Raw genomic sequence first — 22,513 nt, 5'->3', positions numbered from 1 at the left:
CGACGGCTGGGACGACAGTGAGTTACGCGGTCAAGGAACTTTTCCACACCCTTCAGGGGGAGGGCGCCCAGGCGGGGCGCGCGGCCGTGTTCTGCCGTTTCACCGGGTGCAATCTCTGGTCAGGGCGCGAAGCCGACCGCGCCGCCGCAGCCTGCCGATTCTGCGATACCGATTTTGTCGGTTTCGACGGGGAGGGGGGCGGTCGGTTCGCCGACGCGGAGACGCTGGCCTCCGCCATCGCGGCGACCTGGGCCGGAGGTCCAGAGAACCGGTACGTGGTGTTCACGGGCGGCGAGCCTCTGCTTCAGCTCGACGCGCCTCTGATCGCGGCCGTGCACGCGCGTTACTTCGAGATCGCGATCGAGACCAACGGCACGCTTGCGGCCCCCCCGGGCATCGACTGGATCTGCGTCAGTCCGAAGGGGCGCAACCCGCTCGCGCAGACCACGGGCCACGAATTGAAGCTGGTCTATCCCCAGGCGGATGCCGACCCGGCCGACTACGTTGGCCTCGACTTCCGCCACCGCTTCCTTCAGCCCCTCGATGGACCAGGCCGCGTGGCCAGCACGGAAGCCGCGATCGCCTATTGCCGGCGCGACGCCCGCTGGCGGCTGTCGCTCCAAACCCACAAGATGATCGGGATTCCGTAGGATCGCTCGGAGCCGGCGATCCAGCGCTCACGCATCCATGGCCGCCCGTTGCGCCCGTGCAGCCCGGATGGCCAAGCGGGCGAACCGCCCATCCGCCAGAACCGGATCTGGGACTTCGCCGGACAGGACGGCGCGCCGCAGGGCAACGAGGACGGGGTCGCCCCATGCATCGAGCAGGCGTTCGAACGCAGCATGGCGCCCCGCATCGAACGGGATCGACAGGCCGGACGCATCCTTGCCCGGATGGGCTGGGTGCAAGGCCGCGACGGGCACCCAGCCATGCGGGATCGGCGCGGTGGCCGCATGCGTCCGCCGCATCAGAAGGAGCTTCGGCAGGATGTGGCTGTGCGGCCCCGGATCGCCGATGCCGTACGGAGCCGGAATGGCCGTGTAGATCTCGATCCGCCCCAGGCGAGCGACGAACACGCGATGCGGACTCGACACCTTGAGCGCGAGAACGGCGGGATTGCCGGCCTCGAACAGCGGTCGGCCAGTCATGGCCCGCAGGCGCGCGGTCAGGGCCGGATCGGTTACGCGCACGCAGGCATCGACCGCTTCCAGGCCGAGGCCGAGATCGAACAGGATGCCGTCGCGGTCCTGCGGCCGGACCGCCGCGGCATCCGGGCCGAGTTCGGTCAGCACCGCGCGCCGACCCATCGCGCAGGCCGCGGCCGGCAGGCAGAGCGCGACCGTTTGGCTCCAGCCGCCGGTGAAACCGGTCTCGTAGGCGAACGGCCGCAGGGCTGAAGATACCGCGAGGGCGATCGCACCACGATCCGTCGTCAGCCCAATCCGCCCGTCGTCGAGGGGGCGCGCTGGCTCATCGGGATTCCGGCGGATAGCCGTGACGGCGCCGTAGCTCCCGAGACTCCAGGCGCAATCCGGATCGACAATCTGGGTGCGCAGCAGCGTCTCTACGGACCGCTCCGCCTGACCTGTCATCGGGTCCCACGCATTCCGCACCGCAGGCGCACGCCTTGACACGGATGGCGAATGACCGGAAGTCGCAACGCGATCACCGAGGTTGGGTTCGGCGAGGCGGACGCCCGGTTCGAAACAGGCAGGCGCCCCGGCAGTCGCCGCGCCGCGCCACGGGACCCGCGGGAAGGGCGCTGGAATGGACCTCATCGAAACCGAAATTCCTGAGGTGAAGCGCATCGTGCCGAAGCGCCTCGGCGATGCGCGCGGCTGGTTCTCCGAGACGTTCCGCGTCGACGCCATGGGACGGGCCGGCATCACCAACACCTTCCTTCAGGACAACCAGTCCTTCTCGGCGCCGCAGGGCACGATCCGCGGCCTGCACTTCCAGATCGCCCCCCAGGCGCAGGCCAAGCTCATCCGGGTCCTGCAGGGCGCCATCCTCGACGTGGCGGTCGACATTCGCAGCGGCTCGCCGACCTACGGCAAGTACGTGGCCGTGACGCTCGATGCCGAAACGGGTACGCAGCTCTTCATCCCGCACGGCTTCGCCCATGGCTTCTGCACGCTCACGCCCGACGTGATGGTCGCCTACAAGGTGGACGCGTACTACAGCCCCGAGCATGATCGGGCGCTCGCCTGGAACGATCCGGAGATCGGCATTCCGTGGCCGGTCTCGGGCGAGGCCGCCATCCTGTCGGACAAGGATCGCCGTGCCCCGAGACTCGGCGATCTCGGTCCCGTCTTCTGAGCGCCGCGGCCTATCGGCCGTAATTCCGTCACGGCCGACCGTCTTGTGAGGCCCGGCCAACTCGTTTCCGACTTTCCGAAGAGGTACTCGACCATGCGCATCCTGGTGACCGGAGGCTGCGGCTTCATCGGCTCGGCGCTGGTGCTGCACCTCGTCAACGATCTTGGCCACGAGGTCTGCACCCTCGACGCGATGACCTATGCGGCCAATCCGATCTCCCTGTCCCCGCTCGCCGACAACCCGCGCCACCGCCTCGTCGAGGCGGATATCTGCGATCACGCCGCCGTGCAGAAGGCGTTTGCCGCGTTCAAGCCGCAGGCGGTGATGCATCTGGCCGCCGAGAGCCATGTCGACCGCTCGATCACCGATCCGGGCGCCTTCGTGCGCACCAACGTCATCGGCACGCAGACCATGCTGGACGGCGCCCGCGGGTACTACGAATCCCTGCCGGAGGCCGACAAGGCAGGCTTCCGGTTCCTCCACGTCTCCACCGACGAGGTCTACGGCTCGCTGCCGCCGGGCGGCTTCTTCACGGAGGAGAGCCGCTACGATCCGCGCTCGCCCTACTCGGCCTCGAAGGCGGCCTCCGACCACCTCGCCCGGGCGTGGCATGCGACCTACGGCCTGCCGGTGCTGGTGACGAACTGCTCGAACAATTACGGGCCGCGCCACTTTCCGGAAAAACTGATCCCGCTGATGATCCTCAACGCCCTGGAGGGGAAGAAGCTTCCGGTCTACGGCGACGGCCAGAACGAGCGCGACTGGATCCACGTGGAAGACCACGCCAAGGGACTCGTCGCCGTGCTGGAGCGCGGCCGTATCGGCGAGACCTACCTGCTCGGCGGTCGGGCGGTGCGCAACAACCTCGCGGTGGTAAAGGGCCTGTGCGCCGCCTTCGACCGGCTGCGCCCCCAGAGCGCGCCGCACGAGCAACTGATCAGCTTCGTGGCCGACCGGCCGGGCCATGACCGGCGCTACGCCATCGATTGCACCAAGGCCGAGTCCGAACTCGGCTGGCGGCCGCAGAAGACGTTCGAGCAGGCGCTGGAAGAGACCGTCGCTTGGTACCTCGACAATGAGAGCTGGTGGCGCCCGATCCGCGAGGGCCGCTACAAGGGCGAACGCCTGGGGCTGAACGCCTGATGGACATCCTCGTCCTCGGCGGTGCGGGTCAGGTCGGGACCGAGTTGCGGGCCCTGTCCGGGCAGGCCGGCGTCACGGTCCACGCGCCGGACCGGTCCGAGCTCGACATCACCGATGCAGATGCGGTCGCAGCGGTCCTCGATAATCGCGCCTACCGGGCGGTGATCAACACCGCCGCCTACACGGCGGTCGACAAGGCCGAGTCCGAGGTGGTCGCGGCCTGGCGCCTCAACGCACTCGGCCCGGCGATTCTGGCGGCGGCGACGGCCGCGAGAAAGATCCCGCTCGTCCACGTCTCCACCGACTACGTCTTCGCCGGCACCAAGCCGGAGGGCGCCTATCGGCCCGACGAACCGATCGACCCGCAGAGCGTCTACGGGGCCAGCAAGGCCGCGGGCGAGCTGGCGGTGCGCACCGGCAACCCCCGCCACGCGATCGTCCGGACCGCCTGGGTGGTGAGCCCGCACCGGGGCAACTTCGTCAAGACGATGCTGCGTCTGGCGGCCGAGCGCGACGCCCTGACCGTCGTTGACGACCAGCACGGCTGCCCGACCTCGGCCGCCGATCTCGCGGCAGCGCTCGCGGCGATCGCGAAGCGGCTCGCGACCGACGAGGCCCCGCCCACCGGCACCTTCCATTGCGTGAACGCGGGCGACACGACGTGGTGCGGCTTCGCGGAGGCGATCGTGGCGGGCTACGCCCGGCGCGGCGGCCGCTCGGTCCCGGTCAAGGGCATCCCGACCTCCGCCTATCTGACCCCGGCCCGGCGCCCGGCCAATTCGCGCCTGTCCACGGCCAGCCTCACCGAGGCGTACAGCCTTCAGCCTCGCCCCTGGCAGGCGGCGCTCGACGACATCCTGGACCGGCTCATCAGGCCGGTTTCAGAGGGAGTATCCAAGCCATGAAGGGCATCGTCCTGGCCGGCGGATCCGGCACGCGCCTGCACCCGGCCACGCTGTCGATCAACAAGCAGCTCCTGCCGGTCTACGACAAGCCGATGATCTACTATCCGGTCTCGGTGCTGATGCTGGCCGGCATCCGCGAGATCCTGATCATCTCGTCACCGGAGCACCTCGACAACTACAAGCGCCTGTTCGGCACCGGGGAGCAGTTCGGCCTGCAATTCTCCTACGCGCTGCAGCCGCGGCCGGAAGGTCTCGCCCAGGCCTTCATCATCGGGCGGGATTTCGTCGGCGACGACGATGTGGCCCTGATCCTCGGCGACAACCTGTTTTTCGGCGCCGGAATGGGCGAGCTTCTCGAGCGCGCGGCCGTACGCAAGAAGGGTGCGACGGTGTTCGCCTACCACGTCGAAAACCCGCAGGCCTACGGCGTGGTCAATCTCGACAAGTCCGGCCGGCCGACCAAGATCGTCGAGAAGCCGCAGAACCCGGAATCGACCTGGGCGGTGACCGGGCTGTACTTCTACGACAACCAGGTTCTCGACATCGCCGCCGACGTGAAGCCCTCGCCCCGCGGCGAGCTTGAGATCACCAGCGTCAACGAAGCCTATCTCCAGCGCGGCGAACTCCACGTGGAGCGGATGTCGCGCGGCTACGCGTGGCTCGACACCGGCACCCACGACAGCCTGCTGGAGGCGAGCGAGTTCGTGCGCACCCTGCAGCACCGCCAGGGCCTTCAGGTGGCCTGCCTGGAGGAGATCGCCTACCTGCAGGGCTTCATCAACCGCGATCAGCTGGTGGCTCGCGGCCAGATGTTCACCAAGACCAGCTACGGTCAGAACCTGCTGCGGCTGTCCCGCGAGAGTGAGGACGACCTGCGGCTGCGCCGGGGCAAGTAGACCGCGCGCTAGCGCGGGGCGCAACCGATGCAGATCCCGCGCATCACCTTGTCGTTCTCCGCCTCGCGCGGCGTGCGCTCGCGCCTGTCGTCGGCGGTCGCCGCGCCCGCGCCGCGGCTCGGCGGCATGACCCGCCCCACCGACGAGGCGTTGGGTGCCGTCACCGTCGAGGTCGGCCCGCCACCCGTTCCGGTCTGAGCCTGCGCAAGGGCGGCGTCCGCCGCCAGGATGGCCAGGAGGATGGTGAGGCTGGGGATGGTGATCGGGCGGGTCATCGGTCGTAGGGCTCCGTGCCGGGACGTAACGCGGCTGTGACGTTCCGGTTCGACGCGCGGGTGCGATCCCCCCCTTTGTTCGCCTTTGCAGACCCGACGCGGCGCCGTATCAGGGGCCGCCGCTAGCCGCCAACCCCGCGGACGCATCGAAATTCGGAGCCGCCGCGACGATGCGGGACCCCAACGCGATCGACTTCTGGCGCGGCTTCGCCCTGGTAACGATCTTCATCAATCACATTCCCGGCAACACCTTCGAGCGCTACACCTTCTCGCAATACGGCATCTCGGACGCCGCCGAGCTGTTCGTCTTCCTGGCCGGGTGGTCGATCGGCATCGCGACCCGCGGCCGCGACGGGGTCCCTGAGCCCGCGGGCAAGAGTGTGGTGCGGCTGCTGAACCGGACCGTCGAGGTTTACCGGGCGCAGCTCACCGTGATGCTGATGGCCCTGGCCATCATCGCGGGTGCGGCGCTGCTGCTCGACAATCCGCTGATCCTCGAATGGCACAATGCCGGCGGCTTCTTCGCCGACCCGATCCAATCGGTCTGCGGGATGGTGCTGCTGACCTACCAGCTCGGCTACTTCAACATCCTGCCGCTCTACGTGCTGCTGATCGGGGTCGCGCCGCTCTTCGTGCTGGTCGGCCGCTACAGCCTCGTGGGGACCCTAGTCCTGTCCGGAGGCATCTACCTCGCGAGCCTTGTGTTCGAATGGAACCTGCCGTCCTGGCCCGGGGAGGGGGATTGGTATTTCGATCCGTTCTGTTGGCAAGTGCTTCTGGTTCTGGGCTTCCTGCTGCAGCGATGGAATGCCCGGTCCGACTTCGTGCGCCGGTGGGCGCGCCGGCTGTTTCCCGCCGGCATCGTCATCGTACTGGCCGGGATCGTGCTCGCAGTAACCGAGATCCGGCCGGATCCGATGCTGGTTCCGGAGCCGCGTCTGCTGTTCACGTTCGAGAAGACCTATCTCACGCCGGCGCGTCTTGTACACTTTCTAGGGGTATTGTTGGCGTTTGCCCCCGTTTACGCATTGCTCGCCCCCCGAATCGGCCGCATCGTCGGCTACCTGACCCAGCTGGGCCGGAACTCCCTGGCTGTCTTCTCGATGGGCTCGATCCTGAGCCTGATCGGGCAGCTGGTGCGTTTCCAGACCGGCGGCGGCCTGCTGATTGATATGCTGGTCGCTGGCTCGGGCCTGATCGGGCTGGGATTGACCGCATGGTTCGTCGAGTGGCGTACCCGCAGCAAGGCTCCGAGGCTGCGGCCGTGAGTACGGTCCGACCACGGCCGTCCCGACAGGCCGCGATCCTGGCAGCCGTAATGCTGGCCGCCTCGGCATCGCCACCCCGTGCCGAACAGATGGCGGACCCGAGTGCTAGCGAGCCGAGCTTATCGCTCGAATGCCGGGTGCCGGGTGCGCAGCTCTATACGGCTGCCAAGCTGGGCGCCGTCCAGGCGGCGCTCGCCGAGAAGCGGCCGATCAAACTGCTGGCGATCGGTGGCTCTGCGGCACCAGGCGCATCCGCCTCCTATCCGGCCAAGCTGGAGGCGGCCCTGGAACGGGCCCTGCCGAAAGTCGATGTGGTGATCGACCACCGCGGCCTTCCGGGCGAGATCGCGTCCGGCGCTGCCGAGCGCCTGCGGACCATGGTGGTGGAGGCCGAACCCGATCTGGTCGTCTGGCAGGTCGGCACCCATGACGCCATCGCCCGGGTGGATGCCGAGGCCTTCGAGTCCGCGCTCGCCGAAGCGGTGACCTGGATCCGGTCCCACGGGATCGACGTGGTTCTGGTCGACCCGATCTATACCGCCAGCATGGCTGCGGATGCCGATTACAACCGGATCGTCGAAGCCGTGCGGACCGTGGCGACGCAGCAGCAGGTCCCGCTGGTGCGGCGCTACGAGGCGCTGCACTACCTGTCGAGCCGCATCGACAGGGGGGAGGGGCACTTCCTGGGGCGTCAGTTCCGGCTCAACGATCTCGGCCTGCGCTGCATGGCCGAGCACGTGGCGCTCACGATCGTGACGTCGCTCGCGAAGACCGAAACGCCTTTAGAGCCGAAGGCCGCACCAGCCACGCCGCCCTTAACCGGGGCGCAACGCGCACCGGGTTAGACCGGACAACCGCAGGTCGGCGTCCCGTCAACCTGAGTTCGGCCTGGAACGCGCAGTGTCAGCCACGGCTCTCCCGATCCGTACGTTCCGGCGTTTGCGCGCCCTCGGCGGCGGCCCGCAGCGTGTGGCGCTGACGGTCTTCGCGATCCGCGTGGGCTCGGCCGGTTTCGCGTACGGCGCTCAAGTCCTGGCGGCGCGGCTGATGGGCTGGGACGCCTACGGCATCTTCGCCTCCGTCTGGGTCTGGACCGCGATGCTCGGCCATACGCTGACGCTCGGTCTGTCGCAGGGCGCCTGCCGGTTCGTGCCCGCCAACCAGGTCCAGGGCGATCTCGACCTCGCCCGCGGCTACATCCGCGCCGGCGCGTTCATGACCGGGGGGGCAGCGCTCTCGGTCGCGGGCCTCGGCGCGGCGCTGCTGGTCCTCGAGCCGGAGCTGTTCGCGCCGGCCTACAGGGCTCCGATCGCAGTCGCCCTCTGCGTGATGCCGCTCTTCGCGCTCCAGGATTATCTGGAGGGCGTGGCCCGCAGCCAGAACTGGATCGGGCTCGCCATCGCGCCGCCCTACCTCCTGCGTCAGACCCTGATGATGGCCTGCATGATCGCGGCGGTCCTGCTCGGCGCCCCGCCGCGCGCCGAGGTCGCCATGGGCTGCATGCTGGTGGCCGCCGCCGTCGCGACGGCCCTTCAGGCGACCCTGCTCATCACCCGGCTGCGCCGGGAGCTGGCAGACGGGCCGAACCGCTACCACTGGCGGACCTGGCTCGGCACGAGCCTGCCGATCGCCGCGATCGATCTCGCCAATGCCGGCTTTACCTTCGTCGATGTCATCGTGCTGGGCGCGCTTGTGAGCCCGGCCGAGGTAGGGGTCTATTTCGCCGCGACCCGGATCCAGCAATTCGTGGTCTTCGTGCATTTCGCCGTCAGTGCCGCGACCCTGCAGCGCTACAGCGCCGCCCACGCGGTGGAGAACCGCTTCCTCCTGGCCGAACTCGTCCGGCGCCAAGCCCACCTGACCGCGGCCGCGACGGTCGCAGTCGGCGGCGCGATCCTGGCCGCCTCTCCGTTGCTCCTGGCGATGTTCGGTGCGGGGCTCAACGACAGCATCCCGATCCTGTGCGTGCTCGTGGCCGGAAGCGTCGCCGCAAGTCTGTTCGGGCCGGGCGAGGATCTTCTCACCATGCTGGGCGGTGAGCGGCGCTGTGCCGCGATAACCGCCGGTGCGCTTATCGCCGCCGCCGGCCTGTGTCTCGCCCTGGTCCCAGCCCTGGGGGCGCTCGGCGCGGCCGTGTCGGTGGCGGTCGCCACCGTAGCGCGGGCCGGCTTCCTCGCCCACGCCGCTGGGCGGATCCACGGGCTGCCGACACCAATCTGGTCCGCGGGAGCCGTCCGATGAATCGCGCCACTCTGGCCGTCCGCCGGTCCGAACAATCGATCACCGACGCCGCGGCGCCGGAGGCAGAAAGCTGGGACGGGCTGTTCGCGACCGCTGCCCAGCCGCACCCGCACTTTTCACGGCCTGTCCTGGCGGCGCACGAAGCCGCCGGGTTGCTGCCGGCCGGCCTGCGCTTCGTCGCCGTCAGGCGCGGGGAACGGCTGGTCGCGCTCCTGCCCTGCGCGCCGACCCGCGACGTCTCCGCCCTTGGCGGCCGGGTGATGCGGCCGTTCCTCTCGCCCTTCGTGACCGCCACGGCGCCCCTGATCGCCGAGGGGCCGGAGCGCGCCGCGTACGCGCACGACCTCGTCGCCGGCCTCGAAGCGGCGTCCGGCGGTGGCGCCTGGCGCTGGCCGCTCCTGCCGACCCAGGAGGGTGCGGTGCCGGACATGCTGGCGGCCATGCGGGCCCGCGGCTGGGTCCTGGGCACCGTGGCAGCCTTCGACCGGCCGGTGATGGACCGCCGCGCCGACTACGACGCCTTCCTGGCCGGTCACCCGAACCGGTCGCGATTCAAGGATCTGCGCCGCCGAACCCGCCGACTGGCGGAGGCCGGCACCGTCGGGTTCGAGAGCTCGACGTCGGGGGCGGACCTTGCCCGCTTGGTCTCGTCGTTCCTCACCCTGGAACGCGCCGGCTGGAAGGGGCAGGCCGGCACCGCAATGGCCTGCCGTCCCGAGTCCGACAGGTTGGCCCATGCTCTGTTCACGGACGGTTCGGGACCGGTGGGCATCCGGGCGGACGCCCTCACCCTCGATGGCCGGCCCATCGCAGTCAGCCTTGCGCTGGTCGGCGGCGGCATCGCCACACTGTTGAAGACCGCTTACGACGAGGATCTTCGCAGCCACGCCCCCGGATTGCTCCTGGAGGCCGAGATCGTCCGCGCTTGCCACGAGACCGGCTTCGCCGAACGCCTCGATTCCGCAACCCTCGACGGGTCGGCCCTGGAGAGCCTCTACCGGGATCGAACTCCGATCGCGGAGATCATCGCGCTTCCGCCGGGTGGCCACGCGCTGTCCCTGGAGCGCCGTCTCCGGCTCGCCCGGTTCGAGCGGGAGGCGCGGACCGCCGCCAGGCGGGCTCTGCGGCGGCGGTAGGGTACCGTCCGGCAGAGGCGATTCCGGCCGTTCGGAGCACGATGCGACACAACCGGGCACGAACCTACCGCGTGCGGAGAGACCCGTCGCCCTCGACGCGATCGTAGACGCCGTGGCCGGTCCGGGCGCGATAGGCCCGGCCGGCGATCTCGCCGGGCGTCGGCGGTGTCCCGGGCTGCGCGAAGCTCGTTTCCGGCCGGTAAGCCGGGCCCCAGCCGATCTCCTCGTCGCCCGCGGGATCCTTGCCGGGAAAACCGGTTACGTATCCGGTGCTCTGCGCCAGCGCGGGCGCGGCGAAAAGGCCGAGCAGCGTCGCGACGCTGACGCGCAATCGTGTTCGGGAGCGCATCGATCGTATCTTCCGTGCATGATCCGCCGAACGGATCGTCTGAGGCGTAAACCCATCCCTATGGCGCGGGTTTGCAGGGCGTGCAGTCATGCCGCGGCCCCGACGGTTTTCGTGACCCGGATGGCTTCACCGCGTGGGCGAGCCCGCCGGCGGTTTCAGCGCGGAGGCTCGGGCAAGATGGAAGACTGGAAGGCGGGGCTCCGGGCCGAACTGCGCGCGATCGAGATCGCCACCGGCGATGCGGCCTCGGCCCAGTTGCCAGACCTGATCCGGCGCCTCCAGCGCCATCAAGCCAGGCTGCGCGGCAACCCGATCCTCGTCCTCTACCGCCGCTGGCGCATCCGGAGCCTCGCGCGGGCCGTGGCGGATGCACGCTGGCATGCGGAACAGGGCCGCATGGCCCGGCTCGGTGGCCTCGATCCGCGGCGCTGACGCGCGATGTCCGGGCCGGCGGGGAGTTCGCTAGGCCGCGACCGTTGTCGCTGTGCGGCGGTCGCGCCGGGGTGCAGCGAGAGTGCGCTCGGCCCCGATCGGGTCCGGGCGGTCCAGATTCGCAGCCGGGAGGCGCACGAGGACGATGGTGCCGACCGTTTCTTCGGAGCGGATGCGCAGCGACCCGCCGTGCAGTTCCACCATCGAGCGCGTGATGGCGAGCCCCAGCCCCGAACCCTTGTGGCTGCGGGTCATCTGCGCCTCGACCTGGGTGAACGGCCGGCCGAGCCGCACGAGGTCCGCGCGCCGGATGCCGATGCCGTTATCGACCACGTAGAGATGCGTGCTGGCGCCTGCGCGGCGCGCGCGCACGGCGACCCGCCCACCGGCCGGCGTGAACTTCACCGCGTTCTGGACGAGGTTGGCCAGGATCTGTTGCAGCGCGCTCGGATCGGCCAGCAGGTCGAGATCCGGCGGCATGTCGGTGGTGATGGTGATCGCCTTCTCGTCGGCGACCGCCGCGAAGGGCGCGATCGCCGACGACACTGCGGCCTCGGCCGAGACCGTCCGGGGGTTCAGCCGCACGCGGCGCGCCTCGAGCCGGGCCATGTCGAGGATGTCGTCGATCATGGACAGGAGGTGCGAACCGCTCTCGCGGATGTCGCGGCAATATTCGGTGTAGCGGGGTGTGCCGAGGGGGCCGAGAACCGCGTTCTCCATCACGTCGGCGAAACCGATGATCGCGTTGAGCGGCGTGCGCAGCTCGTGGCTCATGTTGGCCAAGAACTCCGACTTGGCCTGGTTCGCCGCCTCGGCGACGGCCTTCTGGTCGAGGTAGCGCTCGGCGAGGTCGGCGAGCTGCTGGGTCTGGAGTTCCAGGGTCCGGCGGGAGCGCTTGAGGTCCTTCACGGTCTCGATCAGCTCGCGCTCCGAAGCCTGGAGCTGCTCCTGATGGCGCTTCAGGCTGGTGATATCGGTCCCGACCGAGACGTAGCCGCCGTCCTTGGTGCGCCGCTCGCTGATCTGGAGCCACCGGCCATCCGCCAGTTCGGCCTCGAAGGTCCTGGCCGTCGCGCCGCCGGGCACCAGGCCGACATCGCCCGATTCGCGCCGGATCTGCGGCAGCACGCCCCGCCGCATCACATCAACGTAGCTCTGGCCCGACCGGGCGTCCTCCGGGCTGAGGGCGTGGAGATGGCGGAACTTCGAATTGCACAGGACCAGCCGGTTGCCGGTATCCCAGAGGACGAACGCCTCCGAGATCGCCTCGACGGCGTCGCGCAGGCGCATGTCGGCCGCCGCGTTGGTCTCTTCGAGGGCGCGCTGCTCGCTGATGTCGGTGGCAATGCCGACGAGATGCCGGCTTCCATCGACGGCGTTCACCACCACCTCGGCCCGGGCGCGAAACCAGACATAGGCCCCGTCGGCGCCGCGCATGCGGAAGGCGTGATCGATATGGGTCTGGTTGGCCGCCACGCCGCGGGCGAGGCTGTAGAGGTCGCCGTCGTCGGGGTGAACGAGGCCATTGACGTCCCCGAACGAGAGATACTCGTGCTGCCGCCGATATCCGAGCAGGCCGTACATCGAATCGGACCAGTAGATCCGGCCCCGGGCGACATCCCAATCCCACAGGCCGCAGGCGCCCCGGCGCAGCGCGGTCTCGAGGCGGCCGCGGATCGTCTCGCGGGCGCGGTCGGCCCGGGCCGCTTGTCGGGTCTGGAGCCCGTAGGCGAGCCCGACCCCGACGATCACGATGGCGGCAGCGGCGATCAAAACGATCTGATCCCGAGTCCGGGCGGTCCAGCCGCGCAGCAGCGGCTCGACCGGCTGGAGCACGGCTACCTGCCCGGTGCCACCCGGCAGGCTGTGCATGGCGGCCAGCACGGTTTCGCCGCCCGGGAGGTCGAGGGCGATGGCGCCCGCGCGCTCGCTGAGGCCGGAGAGCGGCTCGCTTGCGCCGAGGACCTGGGACAGGGTCTGGAGATCGGCCGGGAGGGGCGGATGGGCGGCGACGATGCGGGTGTCGGGCCGGATCAGCAGCAGTCGCCGGCCCGGATGCCGGCCGCTCTCCGGCATCAGAGGGCGCAGATCCGCGCCCACGCTTCCGGTGGGACCGATGGCCCGCGCGGCCAAGCGTGCGAACCCTTCGAGCTCAGCCTGGGCGACAGCCAGGATCTCAGCACGCTGGCCCCGGATGTGGAGCGCGGCGAGCCCGCACAGGCAGGCCAGAAAGACCGCCAGCGTTCCCGGCACGGCAAAGCGCAGCCAGCGTTCAGCTTGGCCGAACCGGGTCTCCGGCGTGCGACCTGGCCAGGAAACGGCACGAGTCGAATCCGCACGCGCGGAGAAGGAAGCGGAACCCGCCTCCGGCATGGCCGAACCTCGCCCGTGGAAACTGCGACTGGGCGGAGCGCTCGGCCCCCCGAATCTGTGTGAATACAATCACCCCGCGGGGCGGTTTGTCCACGGCTTTTTTACCATACGGGCTTGACGCCGAGCGCTTGTTGCAACGGTGCCGAAGAATCAATTTATATCGTAAATGCAAGTGCTTAGCCGCCTCCCAGGGTACGCGCGAGAATGTCGGCGGAGTCCCGGGAGAGGCCCGGGATCGCCTTGATCCCGTTGAGCATTTCGGCGGCTTTGGCCGCCCGCGATTTTTCCAGCCGACGCCAGGATCCGAAGGCCGTCAGCATGCGCGCTGCAACCTGCGGATTGGTCGAGTCGAGCGCCGCAACTGTCTTGACCACGCACGAAAAACCGGCGCCGTCGGCCCTCGCGAACTGAGTCGGGTTGCCGAACGCGAAGCTGCCGATCAGGGCGCGCACCCGATTCGGGTTGGTGAGCGTGAAGGCAGGATGGCCCTGCAGCCGGCTGATTCGCTCCAATGTCCCGGCTTCGGGGATCTGGGCCTGGATGGCGAACCACTTGTCGAGGACGAGGGGTTCGTCGGCATAGCGCGCGGCGAAGTCCGCGAGCGCCGCCTCGCGGGCCTCGCCCGGGATCAGTGCCAGCGTGGCCAGGGCGGCGAGGCGATCGGTCATGTTGGTGGCGTCCGCCAACCGCTCGGCGGCCCGTCGCGCGCCGGCTTCGGGGTCACCCGCCGCGATCAGGTCGAGGGCGGCGTTGCGGAGCGATCGGCGTCCCGCCGAGGCCGCGTCGGGGCTGTAGGGCGCCCCGGCAACCGGCGCGAGGGCAGCGTCGATCCGCTCGAAGCGCGGCCTTAGCGTCTGGCCGAGATAGGACCGCAGCTCGAAGCGCGCCCGATGAATCGCATCTGGATCGACGTCGGCCGGCAGGGCGTCGGCGGCTTCGCCCTCGCTCGGCAGCGCCAGCACCAGGGCCGCGAAGGCCGGATCGGCGAGCGCCTCGCCGTCGAGGAAACGGCCGAGCGCCTCTGCGAAGGCCTCCATGCGGCCGGCATCGGGTTCGAGGATCAGCCGCAGGGCGACGTCCTGCGCGGCCTGCCAGCGGTTGAACGGGTCGCTGTCATGCGCCAGCAGGCGCATGCGTTGTGCATCGGTCAACGCGAGGTCGAGGCGGACCGGCGCCGAGAAGTCCCGCAGCACGGACGGCACCGGCTCCTCGGTGACGCCCTCGAAGACGATCTCGGCCTCCGGACGGTCGAGGACGAACACGCCGTCCCGCACCTGGGCGCAGGTCGCATCGGTCAGCGGTCCCGACGCGCCGACGAGGCCGAGGGCGACCGGGATCACCAGCGGCGGCCCCTCTTGCCCGTCGGCATCGGGCAGGCTCTGTGCGAGCCGCAGGGTGTAGCGGGCGCCTTGCGGATCGTAGTGGCCGGAGATCGACAAGCGCGGCGTGCCGGGGCGCTCGTACCAGCGGGCGAAGGCCGTGAAATTGCGCCCGGTGACGGTTGCGAAGGCCGAGAGAAAATCCTCGACGGTGGCGGCGCTCCCGTCATTGTCAGCGAAGTACCGGTCCATGCCGGTTCGGAACGCCTGCGTGCCGATCAGGGTGCGCAGCATCCGGACGATCTCGGCGCCTTTATCGTAGACGGTCGCCGTGTAGAAGTTGTTGATCTCCGCATAGGCCCGGGGCCGGACCGGATGGCGCAGCGGCCCGGCATCCTCGGGGAATTGGCGCGCCCGGAGGCCACGCACCTCGGCGATCCGGTGCACCGGCCGGGAGCGCATGTCGGAGGAGAATTCCTGATCGCGGAAGACCGTCAGGCCCTCCTTCAGGCACAGCTGGAACCAGTCGCGGCAGGTGACGCGGTTGCCCGACCAGTTGTGAAAGTACTCGTGGGCGATGATCGCCTCGATCGCCGCGTAGTCGCCGTCGGTCGCCGTCTCGGGGCTCGCCAGCACGTATTTGTCGTTGAAGATGTTGAGCCCCTTGTTCTCCATGGCGCCCATGTTGAAGTCCGAGACGGCCACGACGTTGAACGCGTCGAGGTCGTAGGGTCGGCCGAACGCCGTCTCGTCCCAGGCCATGGAGCGGATCACGGCGTCGAGGGCGTAGTCCGCCCGGGGCTCCTTGCCGGGCTCGACATAGACCGCGCAGGTCACGGGACGCCCCTCCATGGTGGTGAAGCGGGTCTCGACCTTCCCCAGCCGGCCGCCGACGAGGGCGAACAGGTAGGCGGGTTTCGGATGCGGATCGTGCCAGACCGCGAAGTGCCGGTCGGTGCCGACCGCGCCCGATTCGACGAGGTTGCCATTGCCCAGCAGAACCGGCGCCTCGTTTCGGTCGGCCTCGATCCGGGTGGTGTAGACAGCCATGACGTCGGGGCGGTCGAGGAAGTAGGTGATGCGGCGGAAGCCATCGGCCTCGCATTGGGTGCAGTAGACCCCGCTTGAGCGGTAGAGCCCCATCAGCTTGGTGTTGCCGGTGGGATCGACTTCGGTGACGAGCCGCAGGGTGAAGGGTTTTCGGGGCGGGGCGAGCAGGCTCAGGCCCGCCGGGGACGCCGTGTAGGCGTCCGATGCGAGCGCAGCGCCGTCGAGGGCCACCGACACCAAATGCAGGTCATCGCCGTCGAGGTTCAGGGGCGCATCCGGGATGCCGGCCGGGTTCGGGCGCAGCGCCAGGGTTGCGTCGATCCGGGTGGCGTGCGGATCGAGGCGAATGTCGAGATCGACGCGATCGATCAGGTAGTCGCTCGGACGGTACTCCTCCAAGCGGATCAGCGGCGGCGTCTCGGTGCGCATGCGGCCCTCACTTCGGGTGTTTGCTGCGGTCCCTTCTGGTCGCTCGGCGCGCCCGGTGCAACGCGGCCGCGCCGGCCGTGTGCTCCGGGCCCAAGCCGCATCCGGTCTACCCGCGGTCCGGGGCGCGCTCTAGCTAGAAGTGCGACGAACCGCGGCCGAGCAGGCCATGTCGGTCTTCCTGAGGGCGTCGTGATGGCCCTCGCCGCAACAGAGGGATCTCCCGCGATGGAATTTCTGCACACCATGGTCCGGGTGGCCGATCTCGACAGGGCGCTCGCCTTCTACGTCGACACGTTCGGCCTGCAGGAGGTCCGGCGCGTCGAGAACGAGAAGGGCCGCTTCACCCTGGTTTTCCTGGCGGCCCCCGGCGATGCCGCCCGGGCCAAGGAGACGAAGTCCCCGCTGGTCGAACTGACCTACAATTGGGACCCGGAGACCTACTCGGGCGGCCGCAATTTCGGGCACCTCGCCTATCAGGTTGATGACATCTACGCCTTCTGCGCCCAGCTTCGGGACAAGGGCGTGACGATCAACCGGCCGCCCCGCGACGGCTACATGGCCTTCGTGAAGTCGCCGGACGGCATCTCGATCGAGATCCTCCAGAAGGGGGGCGCCAAGGAGCCGCAGGAGCCCTGGACCTCCATGGAGAACACCGGCACCTGGTGATCCGTCCTTGACCCGGACTGATCCGCGAGCGCATCTGCCCGCTGGATCAGCCGGCCGGGCGGCCGCTCCGGACGCTTCACGCGTCCGGGGAGGAAAGTCCGGGCTCCATGGAGAGACGGTGCCGGATAACGTCCGGCGGGGGCGACCCCAGGGATAGTGCCACAGAGAGCAGACCGCCCCGGACGCGTCCGGGGTCAGGGTGAAAGGGTGCGGTAAGAGCGCACCGCGGACGCGGCAACGCGGACGGCATGGCAAACCCCACCGGGAGCAAGACCGAATAGGGGCGGCGCGCCCTTCGCGAGAGGGGCAGGCCTTCTCTCCAGGCCAGTCGCCCGGGTTGGTTGCTCGAGGCGGTCGGCAACGACCGTCCCAGAGGAATGGCCGCCACGTCGGCGTGCGCAAGTGCGCCGGCCCTACAGAACCCGGCTTATAGGCCGGCTGATCCACCGCCACCGGAAATTTCGCACGGGCACAAGGGCTTACCGCAGGCGGACATCGCCCGCGACGGCCTGTGCGGACGTGCGATTTTCCGCGCGGTAAAAACCTTCGGTTAACCTTGCGGGGGTCAGATCGGTTCGCGCGGCAGCGCCAAGCGTGTCCGTTGACGATCCTCCGAGGCCCATGATACCCGGCATCCTCCCGTCAACGGCGCGTATCGGATCGCCGGGCGCAACCTGCCTCGCCGCAGGGCCCCTCCGTGCGCGGCGTTTTGCGCACGCTGCATCCGGTGCCGTTCCCGTCACGTGTGCCGCCCTCGGGCGGCCCGGCCCAGGGCACCATGAGACGCTTGAGCCGCATTCGCGACCGGCTTTCCGGACCGCGCAGCTATCCCGCCCCGTTCCGCGTCGCCACGCCGAGGCGCGCATGACCCGGCGGCGTCCCCTGCCGGAGGGTCACGACCCGGCGAACCAGCGCGGTGCGGGCGCGCCGCACATCCCCGTCCTGCTCGACGAAGTGGCGGCCGCGTTGCGAACCGACGGCGGCCTCGCGGTCGACGGCACGTTCGGCGCCGGCGGCTACACAGGCGCGCTTCTGGAGCGGGATCCGGCCCTGAACATCATCGCCATCGACCGGGACCCGAGCGCGATCGCGGCCGGGCAGGCCCTGGTCACCGCCGCCAAGGGTCGCCTCCGTCTGGTCTCTGGCCGCTTCGGCGAACTCGACACCCTCCTCGCCGAGGCGGGTGAGGCGCAGGCGGACTACGTCGTGCTCGATATCGGCGTCTCGTCCATGCAGCTCGACGCGCCGGAGCGCGGTTTCTCGTTCCGCTTCGACGGCCCCCTCGACATGCGCATGGGCAGCGACGGCCCGAGCGCCGCGGACCTCGTCAACGAGGCCGAAGAGACGGCGTTGGCCGACATCATCTACCATTACGGCGAGGAGCGGCGCTCGCGTGCCGTCGCGCGGGCCATCCACGAGGCCCGCCGCCGCGGCCGGATCGAGACGACTGCGCAGCTCGCCGAGCTGGTCGCCGGCGTGGTCCGGGTCGAGCCCGGCAGCCACATCCACCCGGCGACGCGGACGTTCCAGGGCCTGCGGATCGCGGTCAACGATGAACTCGGCGAATTGGTGCGGGCGCTGCACGCGGCCGAGCGGGTGCTCCGGCCCGGCGGGCGGCTCGCGGTCGTGACGTTCCATTCCCTGGAGGACCGGATCGTCAAGCAGTTCTTTGCCGCCCGCAGCGGCCGGTCCGCCCAGGGCTCACGGCACCAGCCCGGCACGCAAGCCGAGGTTACGCGGAGCTTCAACCTCGTGACCAAGGGCCCGGTCCTGCCGGGCGAGGCCGAGATCGCGCGCAACCCGCGCGCCCGCTCGGCCAAGCTGCGCGCCGCCGCGCGTACGGAATCCGCGGTGCCGGAGCCGCTGGCGGCGCTGACCGGACTCGCGAGCCTTCCCGAAGCCGCCCGCGGGGGCCACCGCCGATGATCCGCCTTCTCAACCTTCTGGCGGTCGTCGGGCTCGTGGCCTCGGCGATCTACGCCTACTCGATCAAGTACGACACGCTCTATCAGGGCGGTCAGGTCTCGAAGCTGCAGACGGCGCTGCACAAGGAGCGCCAGGCGATCGCGGTGCTGCGCGCCGAGTGGCAGCTCCTCACGCGGCCCGACCGCCTCCAGGCCGCCGTCGACAAGCACCTTGCCCTGGAACCGATCGGCACCAGCCATCTGGCGCGTCTCTCGGACCTGCCCGCCCGGCAGGAGCGCGGCGACGAAATCGGCCGGCTGCTCGCCGCCACCGCGACCCCCAAGGACAAGGGCGGACCCGAGCCGCGCACCACCGGCTCGATCACCCGCACCGTCACCACGACCCGCACCCCGACGAGCGCTTCGAGGTAGTCACCCGTGTCCCAAGACACCGACCAGACCCCAGACGAAGCCGCTGCGGCGCCGGACACCGGCGTGTCGGAGCACGAGGCTGCGCTTCTGGAGGCCGCCGCCCTGGCGCTTGCCGCCTCCGCGCCGCGCCCGATCCCCGAGGAGGCGCTGCCGCCGGAGCCGCGCGCCGACCGCGCCAAGGCGTTCGTGCGCAGCATGTTCCGGCTGGCGATCGAGCGGTCGCACATGCGCGTCGCGCTCGTCGGGCTGGTCTTCGTCGGCGTGTTCGGCACGATCTCGGCGAAGCTCCTGGCGATGGCGATCTTCGGGGAGCCGCCCAGCCAGGAGCACCGGGTAGCGGCCGCTTCCTCGACGGCGTTCCGGCCCGACATCGTCGACCGGAACGGCGAGATCCTGGCCACCGACATCCGCACCGTCTCGGTCTTCGCCGAACCCGGCAACATCTACGACAAGGATGAGGCGGTCGAGCTGCTCACCGCAGTGCTCCCCGAGCTGAATGCCTCGGAGCTGCGCGCCAAGCTGTCCTCGCGAAAGGGCCGCAGCGGCGCGGGCTTCGTCTGGGTGAAGCGCGAGCTGACCCCGAAGCAGCAGGCCGAGGTTCACCGGCTCGGCATCCCGGGCATCGGCTTCCTGCCCGACCACAAGCGGGTCTACCCGAACGGGACTGCGGCCGCCCACATCCTGGGCGCCACCAACCTCGACGGCGTCGGCATCGCCGGCATGGAAAAGTACATCGACTCCACCGGTCTGCAGGCGCTGAACAGCTTCGGGCTGATCAACAAGCAGGCCGACCTGAAGCCGGTGCAGCTCTCGATCGATCTGCGCGCCCAATTCGCGGTGCGCGACGAGCTGGCCTGGGGCATCGACCACTTCAAGGCCAAGGCCGGCGCCTCGATGATCCTCGACGTGAAGACCGGTGAGGTCATCGCCCTGGTCTCGATGCCCGACTTCGACCCGAACGACCCGAAGGACGCGCTCTCGCCCGACCGGATCAACCGGATGAATGTCGGTGTCTACGAAATGGGCTCGACCTTCAAGGCGATGACGCTCGCCATGGCGCTCGATTCCGGCAAGTATAACGTCAACTCGACCTTCGACACCCGCGGCGGCGTGTTGAATTGGGGCCGCCAGAAGATCCACGAGTATCACGGCACCAACCGGGTCATCACCATGCCGGAGGTGTTCACGCATTCCTCCAACATCGGCTCGGCCAAGATGGCCTTGGGCGTCGGCGTGCCCGGCCACAAGGCGTTCCTGAAGAAGATGGGCCTGCTCGACCGGCTGCGCACCGAGCTGCCCGAAAGCGCGGCACCGATCGTCCCGTCCCGCTGGACCGAGATCAACACCATCACCATCGCGTTCGGCCACGGCATCGCGGTGGCACCGATCCAGGCGGCGTCGGCCGTGGCGGCCATCGCCAATGGCGGCGACCTGATCACCCCAACCTTCCTCAAGGCGAATCCCGACGACAAGGCACGCTCCACCCACGTCCTGTCGGGTGCGACCTCCGAGGCGATGCGCTACATCATGCGCCTCAACGCCTCCGAGGGCTCGGCCAAGAAGGCGGCGATCCCGTACTACTTCGTGGGCGGCAAGACCGGCACGGCCGAGAAGGTGATCGGCGGCCGCTACATCCACAACCGCCTGTTCACGACCTTCATGGCGGCGGCGCCGATGAACGACCCGAAATACCTGTTCGTCACCATCATGGACGAGCCGCAGGGCCTGCCGGAATCCGGCGGCTACGCGACAGCGGCCTGGAACGCGGGCGTGGTCACCGGCAAGGTGATCGAGCGCGTGGCGCCGATCCTGGGCCTGCCGCCGCAATTCGAGCCGCCGGTGCGTCCGTTCCCCCAGATGGTCAAGCTCAACGCCTACCATATCAATCAGCTCGGCGGTCCGTGAGGGAGGTGTCATGACGGCCCGGCTCGCCGATCTCTTCCCAGAAGCCCCTATCGGCACCGCGGATCTGGCGGTGACGGGCTTGACCGCCGACAGCCGGCAGGTCGCCACCGGCACGGTGTTCGTCGCCGTGCCAGGTACAAAGGCTGACGGGCGTCGGTTCGCCCCCCAGGCGGCCAATCGCGGCGCCGTGGCGGTGGCGGGTGAGGGCGCGCGTCCGGCTGATCTGCCGGAGGCGGTGGCCTGGGTGCCCGTAGCGGACGCCCGCAGGGCTCTGGCGCTGGCCGCTGCGCGGTTTGCCGGATCGCAGCCGGACAGCGTGGTGGCGGTGACCGGCACCGCGGGCAAGAGTTCCGTCGCCGACTTCGTGCGCCAGATCCTGGCCCGCCTCGGCCGCGACGCGGCGAGCCTCGGCACCGTCGGGATCGTCACCAACCGCGGTGCGCAATACGGCTCGCTCACCACGCCGGACCCGGTGACGCTGCACGAGACCCTGGCGCGCCTGGCGCAGGAGGGCGTGACCGACCTCGCCATGGAGGCGTCTTCGCACGGAATCGAGCAGCGCCGCCTCGATGGCGTACGGCTCATTGCGGCGGGCTTCACCAATCTCGGGCGCGATCACCTCGATTATCACGCGAGCATCGAAGAGTATCTCGCAGCCAAGATGAGGCTTTTTACGGAGCTCCTGCCAGCAGGGTGCCCGGCGGTGGTCAACGCCGACGGGGCCTATTCCGACCGGGTGATTGCCGCCGCCGGGGAGGCCGGGCGGCCTGTGCGCACGGTCGGCCGCGCCGGCCGCGACCTGCGGATCGAGTCCGTCCAGACGGAAGGATTCGCCCAGGCGGTCCGGCTCATCGAACGGGAACGCGTCCGCACGTTGCGTCTGCCGCTCGTCGGTCAATTCCAGGTCGAGAACGCCCTGGTGGCGGCCGGCCTCGCGCTCGCCACCCCGGCCGGCGCAGCCGACCCGGACGGTGTGTTCGCCGCTCTGGACCATCTCACCGGCGTGCCCGGCCGCATGGAGCGGATCGGGGAGGCGCGGGGCGGCCTCTGCCTCGTCGACTACGCCCACAAGCCCGAGGCGCTGGAGAGCGTGCTGACGGCGCTGCGCCCCTTCGCGTCCGGCCAGCTCGTGGTGGTGTTCGGCTGTGGTGGCGACCGCGACCGGGGCAAGCGCCCGCTGATGGGGGCCATCGCGCAGCGTCTCGCCGACACGGTCATCATCACCGACGACAACCCGCGCACCGAAGAGCCCGCCGCGATCCGCCAAGCGATCCTGGCCGCGGCCCCGGGCGCCGAGGAGATCGGCGACCGGGAAGCGGCGATCCGGACAGCCGTGGACCGCCTCGGGCCCGGCGACGTGCTGGTCGTAGCCGGCAAAGGTCATGAAACCGGCCAGATCGTGGGAGATCGCACCCTACCGTTCTCGGACCACGCGATCCTGCGTGCCGCCATCGCCGACGCGGCCGCCTGA

20 protein-coding genes and 1 other RNA gene are annotated in these 22,513 nt (G+C 69.7%); 16 read left to right on the top strand and 5 right to left on the bottom strand.

The genetic code is table 11. From position 1 onward, the window contains the following. Positions 1 to 17: 17 nt before the first annotated feature. Entirely contained in the window at positions 18 to 650 is a 633-nt protein-coding gene (gene queE, locus MKK84_RS14085; RefSeq protein ID WP_243920603.1) for a 7-carboxy-7-deazaguanine synthase, read from the top strand. Between the two features lie 27 nt (positions 651 to 677). Here the strand turns inward: queE and MKK84_RS14080 are convergent, their stop codons facing one another. Then, positions 678 to 1,592, bottom strand: coding sequence for a DUF6925 family protein (locus MKK84_RS14080; protein ID WP_243920601.1), 915 nt, complete (start codon positions 1,590 to 1,592; stop codon positions 678 to 680). Between the two features lie 175 nt (positions 1,593 to 1,767). On the opposite strand from MKK84_RS14080, the gene rfbC reads away from it, so the two are divergent. From rfbC to rfbA, 4 genes are all read left to right on the top strand, one after another. Then, positions 1,768 to 2,319: a dTDP-4-dehydrorhamnose 3,5-epimerase gene (gene rfbC / locus MKK84_RS14075; protein WP_243920599.1), complete on the top strand. Its 552-nt coding sequence runs from the start codon at positions 1,768 to 1,770 to the stop codon at positions 2,317 to 2,319. Between the two features lie 93 nt (positions 2,320 to 2,412). Next, positions 2,413 to 3,462, top strand: coding sequence for a dTDP-glucose 4,6-dehydratase (gene rfbB / locus MKK84_RS14070; protein WP_243920597.1), 1,050 nt, complete (start codon positions 2,413 to 2,415; stop codon positions 3,460 to 3,462). Further along, entirely contained in the window at positions 3,462 to 4,367 is a 906-nt protein-coding gene (rfbD, locus tag MKK84_RS14065; RefSeq protein ID WP_243920595.1) for a dTDP-4-dehydrorhamnose reductase, read from the top strand. The genes rfbB and rfbD overlap by 1 nt, the downstream gene beginning before the upstream one ends. Then, positions 4,364 to 5,263: a glucose-1-phosphate thymidylyltransferase RfbA gene (gene rfbA, locus MKK84_RS14060; RefSeq protein ID WP_243920593.1), complete on the top strand. Its 900-nt coding sequence runs from the start codon at positions 4,364 to 4,366 to the stop codon at positions 5,261 to 5,263. The genes rfbD and rfbA overlap by 4 nt, the downstream gene beginning before the upstream one ends. Positions 5,264 to 5,271: 8 nt before the next feature. Here rfbA and MKK84_RS14055 read toward each other — a convergent pair whose 3' ends face one another. Beyond that, positions 5,272 to 5,538, bottom strand: a complete 267-nt coding sequence (locus MKK84_RS14055) for a hypothetical protein (protein ID WP_243920592.1) — start codon at positions 5,536 to 5,538, stop codon at positions 5,272 to 5,274. Positions 5,539 to 5,708: 170 nt separating this feature from the next. Between MKK84_RS14055 and MKK84_RS14050 the strand changes: the two genes are divergently transcribed. From MKK84_RS14050 to MKK84_RS14035, 4 genes are read left to right on the top strand one after another with little or no spacing between them, the layout of a single operon-like run. Continuing rightward, a complete protein-coding gene (locus tag MKK84_RS14050; RefSeq protein ID WP_243920590.1) occupies positions 5,709 to 6,806 on the top strand; it encodes an OpgC family protein in 1,098 nt (365 codons plus the stop codon). Positions 6,807 to 6,856: 50 nt separating this feature from the next. Further along, the gene (locus MKK84_RS14045; protein WP_243920629.1) at positions 6,857 to 7,651 is read left to right on the top strand and encodes an SGNH/GDSL hydrolase family protein; all 795 of its coding nucleotides are present in this window, start codon (positions 6,857 to 6,859) and stop codon (positions 7,649 to 7,651) included. Positions 7,652 to 7,706: 55 nt separating this feature from the next. Beyond that, positions 7,707 to 9,047, top strand: a complete 1,341-nt coding sequence (locus MKK84_RS14040; protein WP_243920588.1) for a lipopolysaccharide biosynthesis protein — start codon at positions 7,707 to 7,709, stop codon at positions 9,045 to 9,047. Further along, positions 9,044 to 10,183 carry a GNAT family N-acetyltransferase gene (locus MKK84_RS14035; RefSeq protein ID WP_243920586.1) on the top strand — a complete coding sequence of 380 codons (1,140 nt, stop codon included), beginning with the start codon at positions 9,044 to 9,046 and terminating at the stop codon, positions 10,181 to 10,183. The genes MKK84_RS14040 and MKK84_RS14035 overlap by 4 nt, the downstream gene beginning before the upstream one ends. A gap of 64 nt (positions 10,184 to 10,247) precedes the next feature. Here MKK84_RS14035 and MKK84_RS14030 read toward each other — a convergent pair whose 3' ends face one another. After that, on the bottom strand, positions 10,248 to 10,532 hold the full coding sequence (locus tag MKK84_RS14030; RefSeq protein WP_243920584.1) for a hypothetical protein: 285 nt from the start codon (positions 10,530 to 10,532) through the stop codon (positions 10,248 to 10,250). A 177-nt stretch (positions 10,533 to 10,709) separates the two neighbouring features. Here MKK84_RS14030 and MKK84_RS14025 point away from each other — a divergent pair, with 177 nt between their 5' ends. Next, on the top strand, positions 10,710 to 10,964 hold the full coding sequence (locus MKK84_RS14025; protein WP_243920582.1) for a hypothetical protein: 255 nt from the start codon (positions 10,710 to 10,712) through the stop codon (positions 10,962 to 10,964). A 30-nt stretch (positions 10,965 to 10,994) separates the two neighbouring features. On the opposite strand, the gene MKK84_RS14020 is transcribed toward MKK84_RS14025, so the two are convergent. Continuing rightward, the gene (locus MKK84_RS14020) at positions 10,995 to 13,337 is read right to left on the bottom strand and encodes a PAS domain-containing sensor histidine kinase (protein WP_243920580.1); all 2,343 of its coding nucleotides are present in this window, start codon (positions 13,335 to 13,337) and stop codon (positions 10,995 to 10,997) included. Between the two features lie 176 nt (positions 13,338 to 13,513). Then, complete coding sequence (gene pepN, locus MKK84_RS14015; RefSeq protein WP_243920578.1) at positions 13,514 to 16,135, bottom strand: aminopeptidase N; 2,622 nt, start codon at positions 16,133 to 16,135, stop codon at positions 13,514 to 13,516. A 225-nt stretch (positions 16,136 to 16,360) separates the two neighbouring features. Between pepN and MKK84_RS14010 the strand changes: the two genes are divergently transcribed. From MKK84_RS14010 to MKK84_RS13985, 6 genes are all read left to right on the top strand, one after another. Continuing rightward, positions 16,361 to 16,801: a VOC family protein gene (locus MKK84_RS14010; RefSeq protein ID WP_243920576.1), complete on the top strand. Its 441-nt coding sequence runs from the start codon at positions 16,361 to 16,363 to the stop codon at positions 16,799 to 16,801. Positions 16,802 to 16,847: 46 nt separating this feature from the next. After that, an RNA gene (gene rnpB / locus MKK84_RS14005) (RNase P RNA component class A) lies at positions 16,848 to 17,247 on the top strand. A 418-nt stretch (positions 17,248 to 17,665) separates the two neighbouring features. Then, positions 17,666 to 18,727, top strand: coding sequence for a 16S rRNA (cytosine(1402)-N(4))-methyltransferase RsmH (rsmH, locus tag MKK84_RS14000; RefSeq protein ID WP_243920573.1), 1,062 nt, complete (start codon positions 17,666 to 17,668; stop codon positions 18,725 to 18,727). After that, positions 18,724 to 19,137: a hypothetical protein gene (locus MKK84_RS13995; protein ID WP_243920571.1), complete on the top strand. Its 414-nt coding sequence runs from the start codon at positions 18,724 to 18,726 to the stop codon at positions 19,135 to 19,137. Before rsmH ends, MKK84_RS13995 begins: the two co-directional genes overlap by 4 nt. A 6-nt stretch (positions 19,138 to 19,143) precedes the next feature. Then, positions 19,144 to 21,042 carry a peptidoglycan D,D-transpeptidase FtsI family protein gene (locus MKK84_RS13990; protein WP_243920569.1) on the top strand — a complete coding sequence of 633 codons (1,899 nt, stop codon included), beginning with the start codon at positions 19,144 to 19,146 and terminating at the stop codon, positions 21,040 to 21,042. 10 nt (positions 21,043 to 21,052) lie between these two features. After that, entirely contained in the window at positions 21,053 to 22,513 is a 1,461-nt protein-coding gene (locus MKK84_RS13985; RefSeq protein WP_243920567.1) for a UDP-N-acetylmuramoyl-L-alanyl-D-glutamate--2,6-diaminopimelate ligase, read from the top strand.

It is taken from the genome of Methylobacterium sp. E-065 (genome assembly GCF_022829605.1).
Lineage (GTDB): Bacteria > Pseudomonadota > Alphaproteobacteria > Rhizobiales > Beijerinckiaceae > Methylobacterium.
The sequence above is the reverse complement of the archived record's forward strand: the minus strand, read 5'-3'. Positions and strand labels throughout refer to the sequence as shown.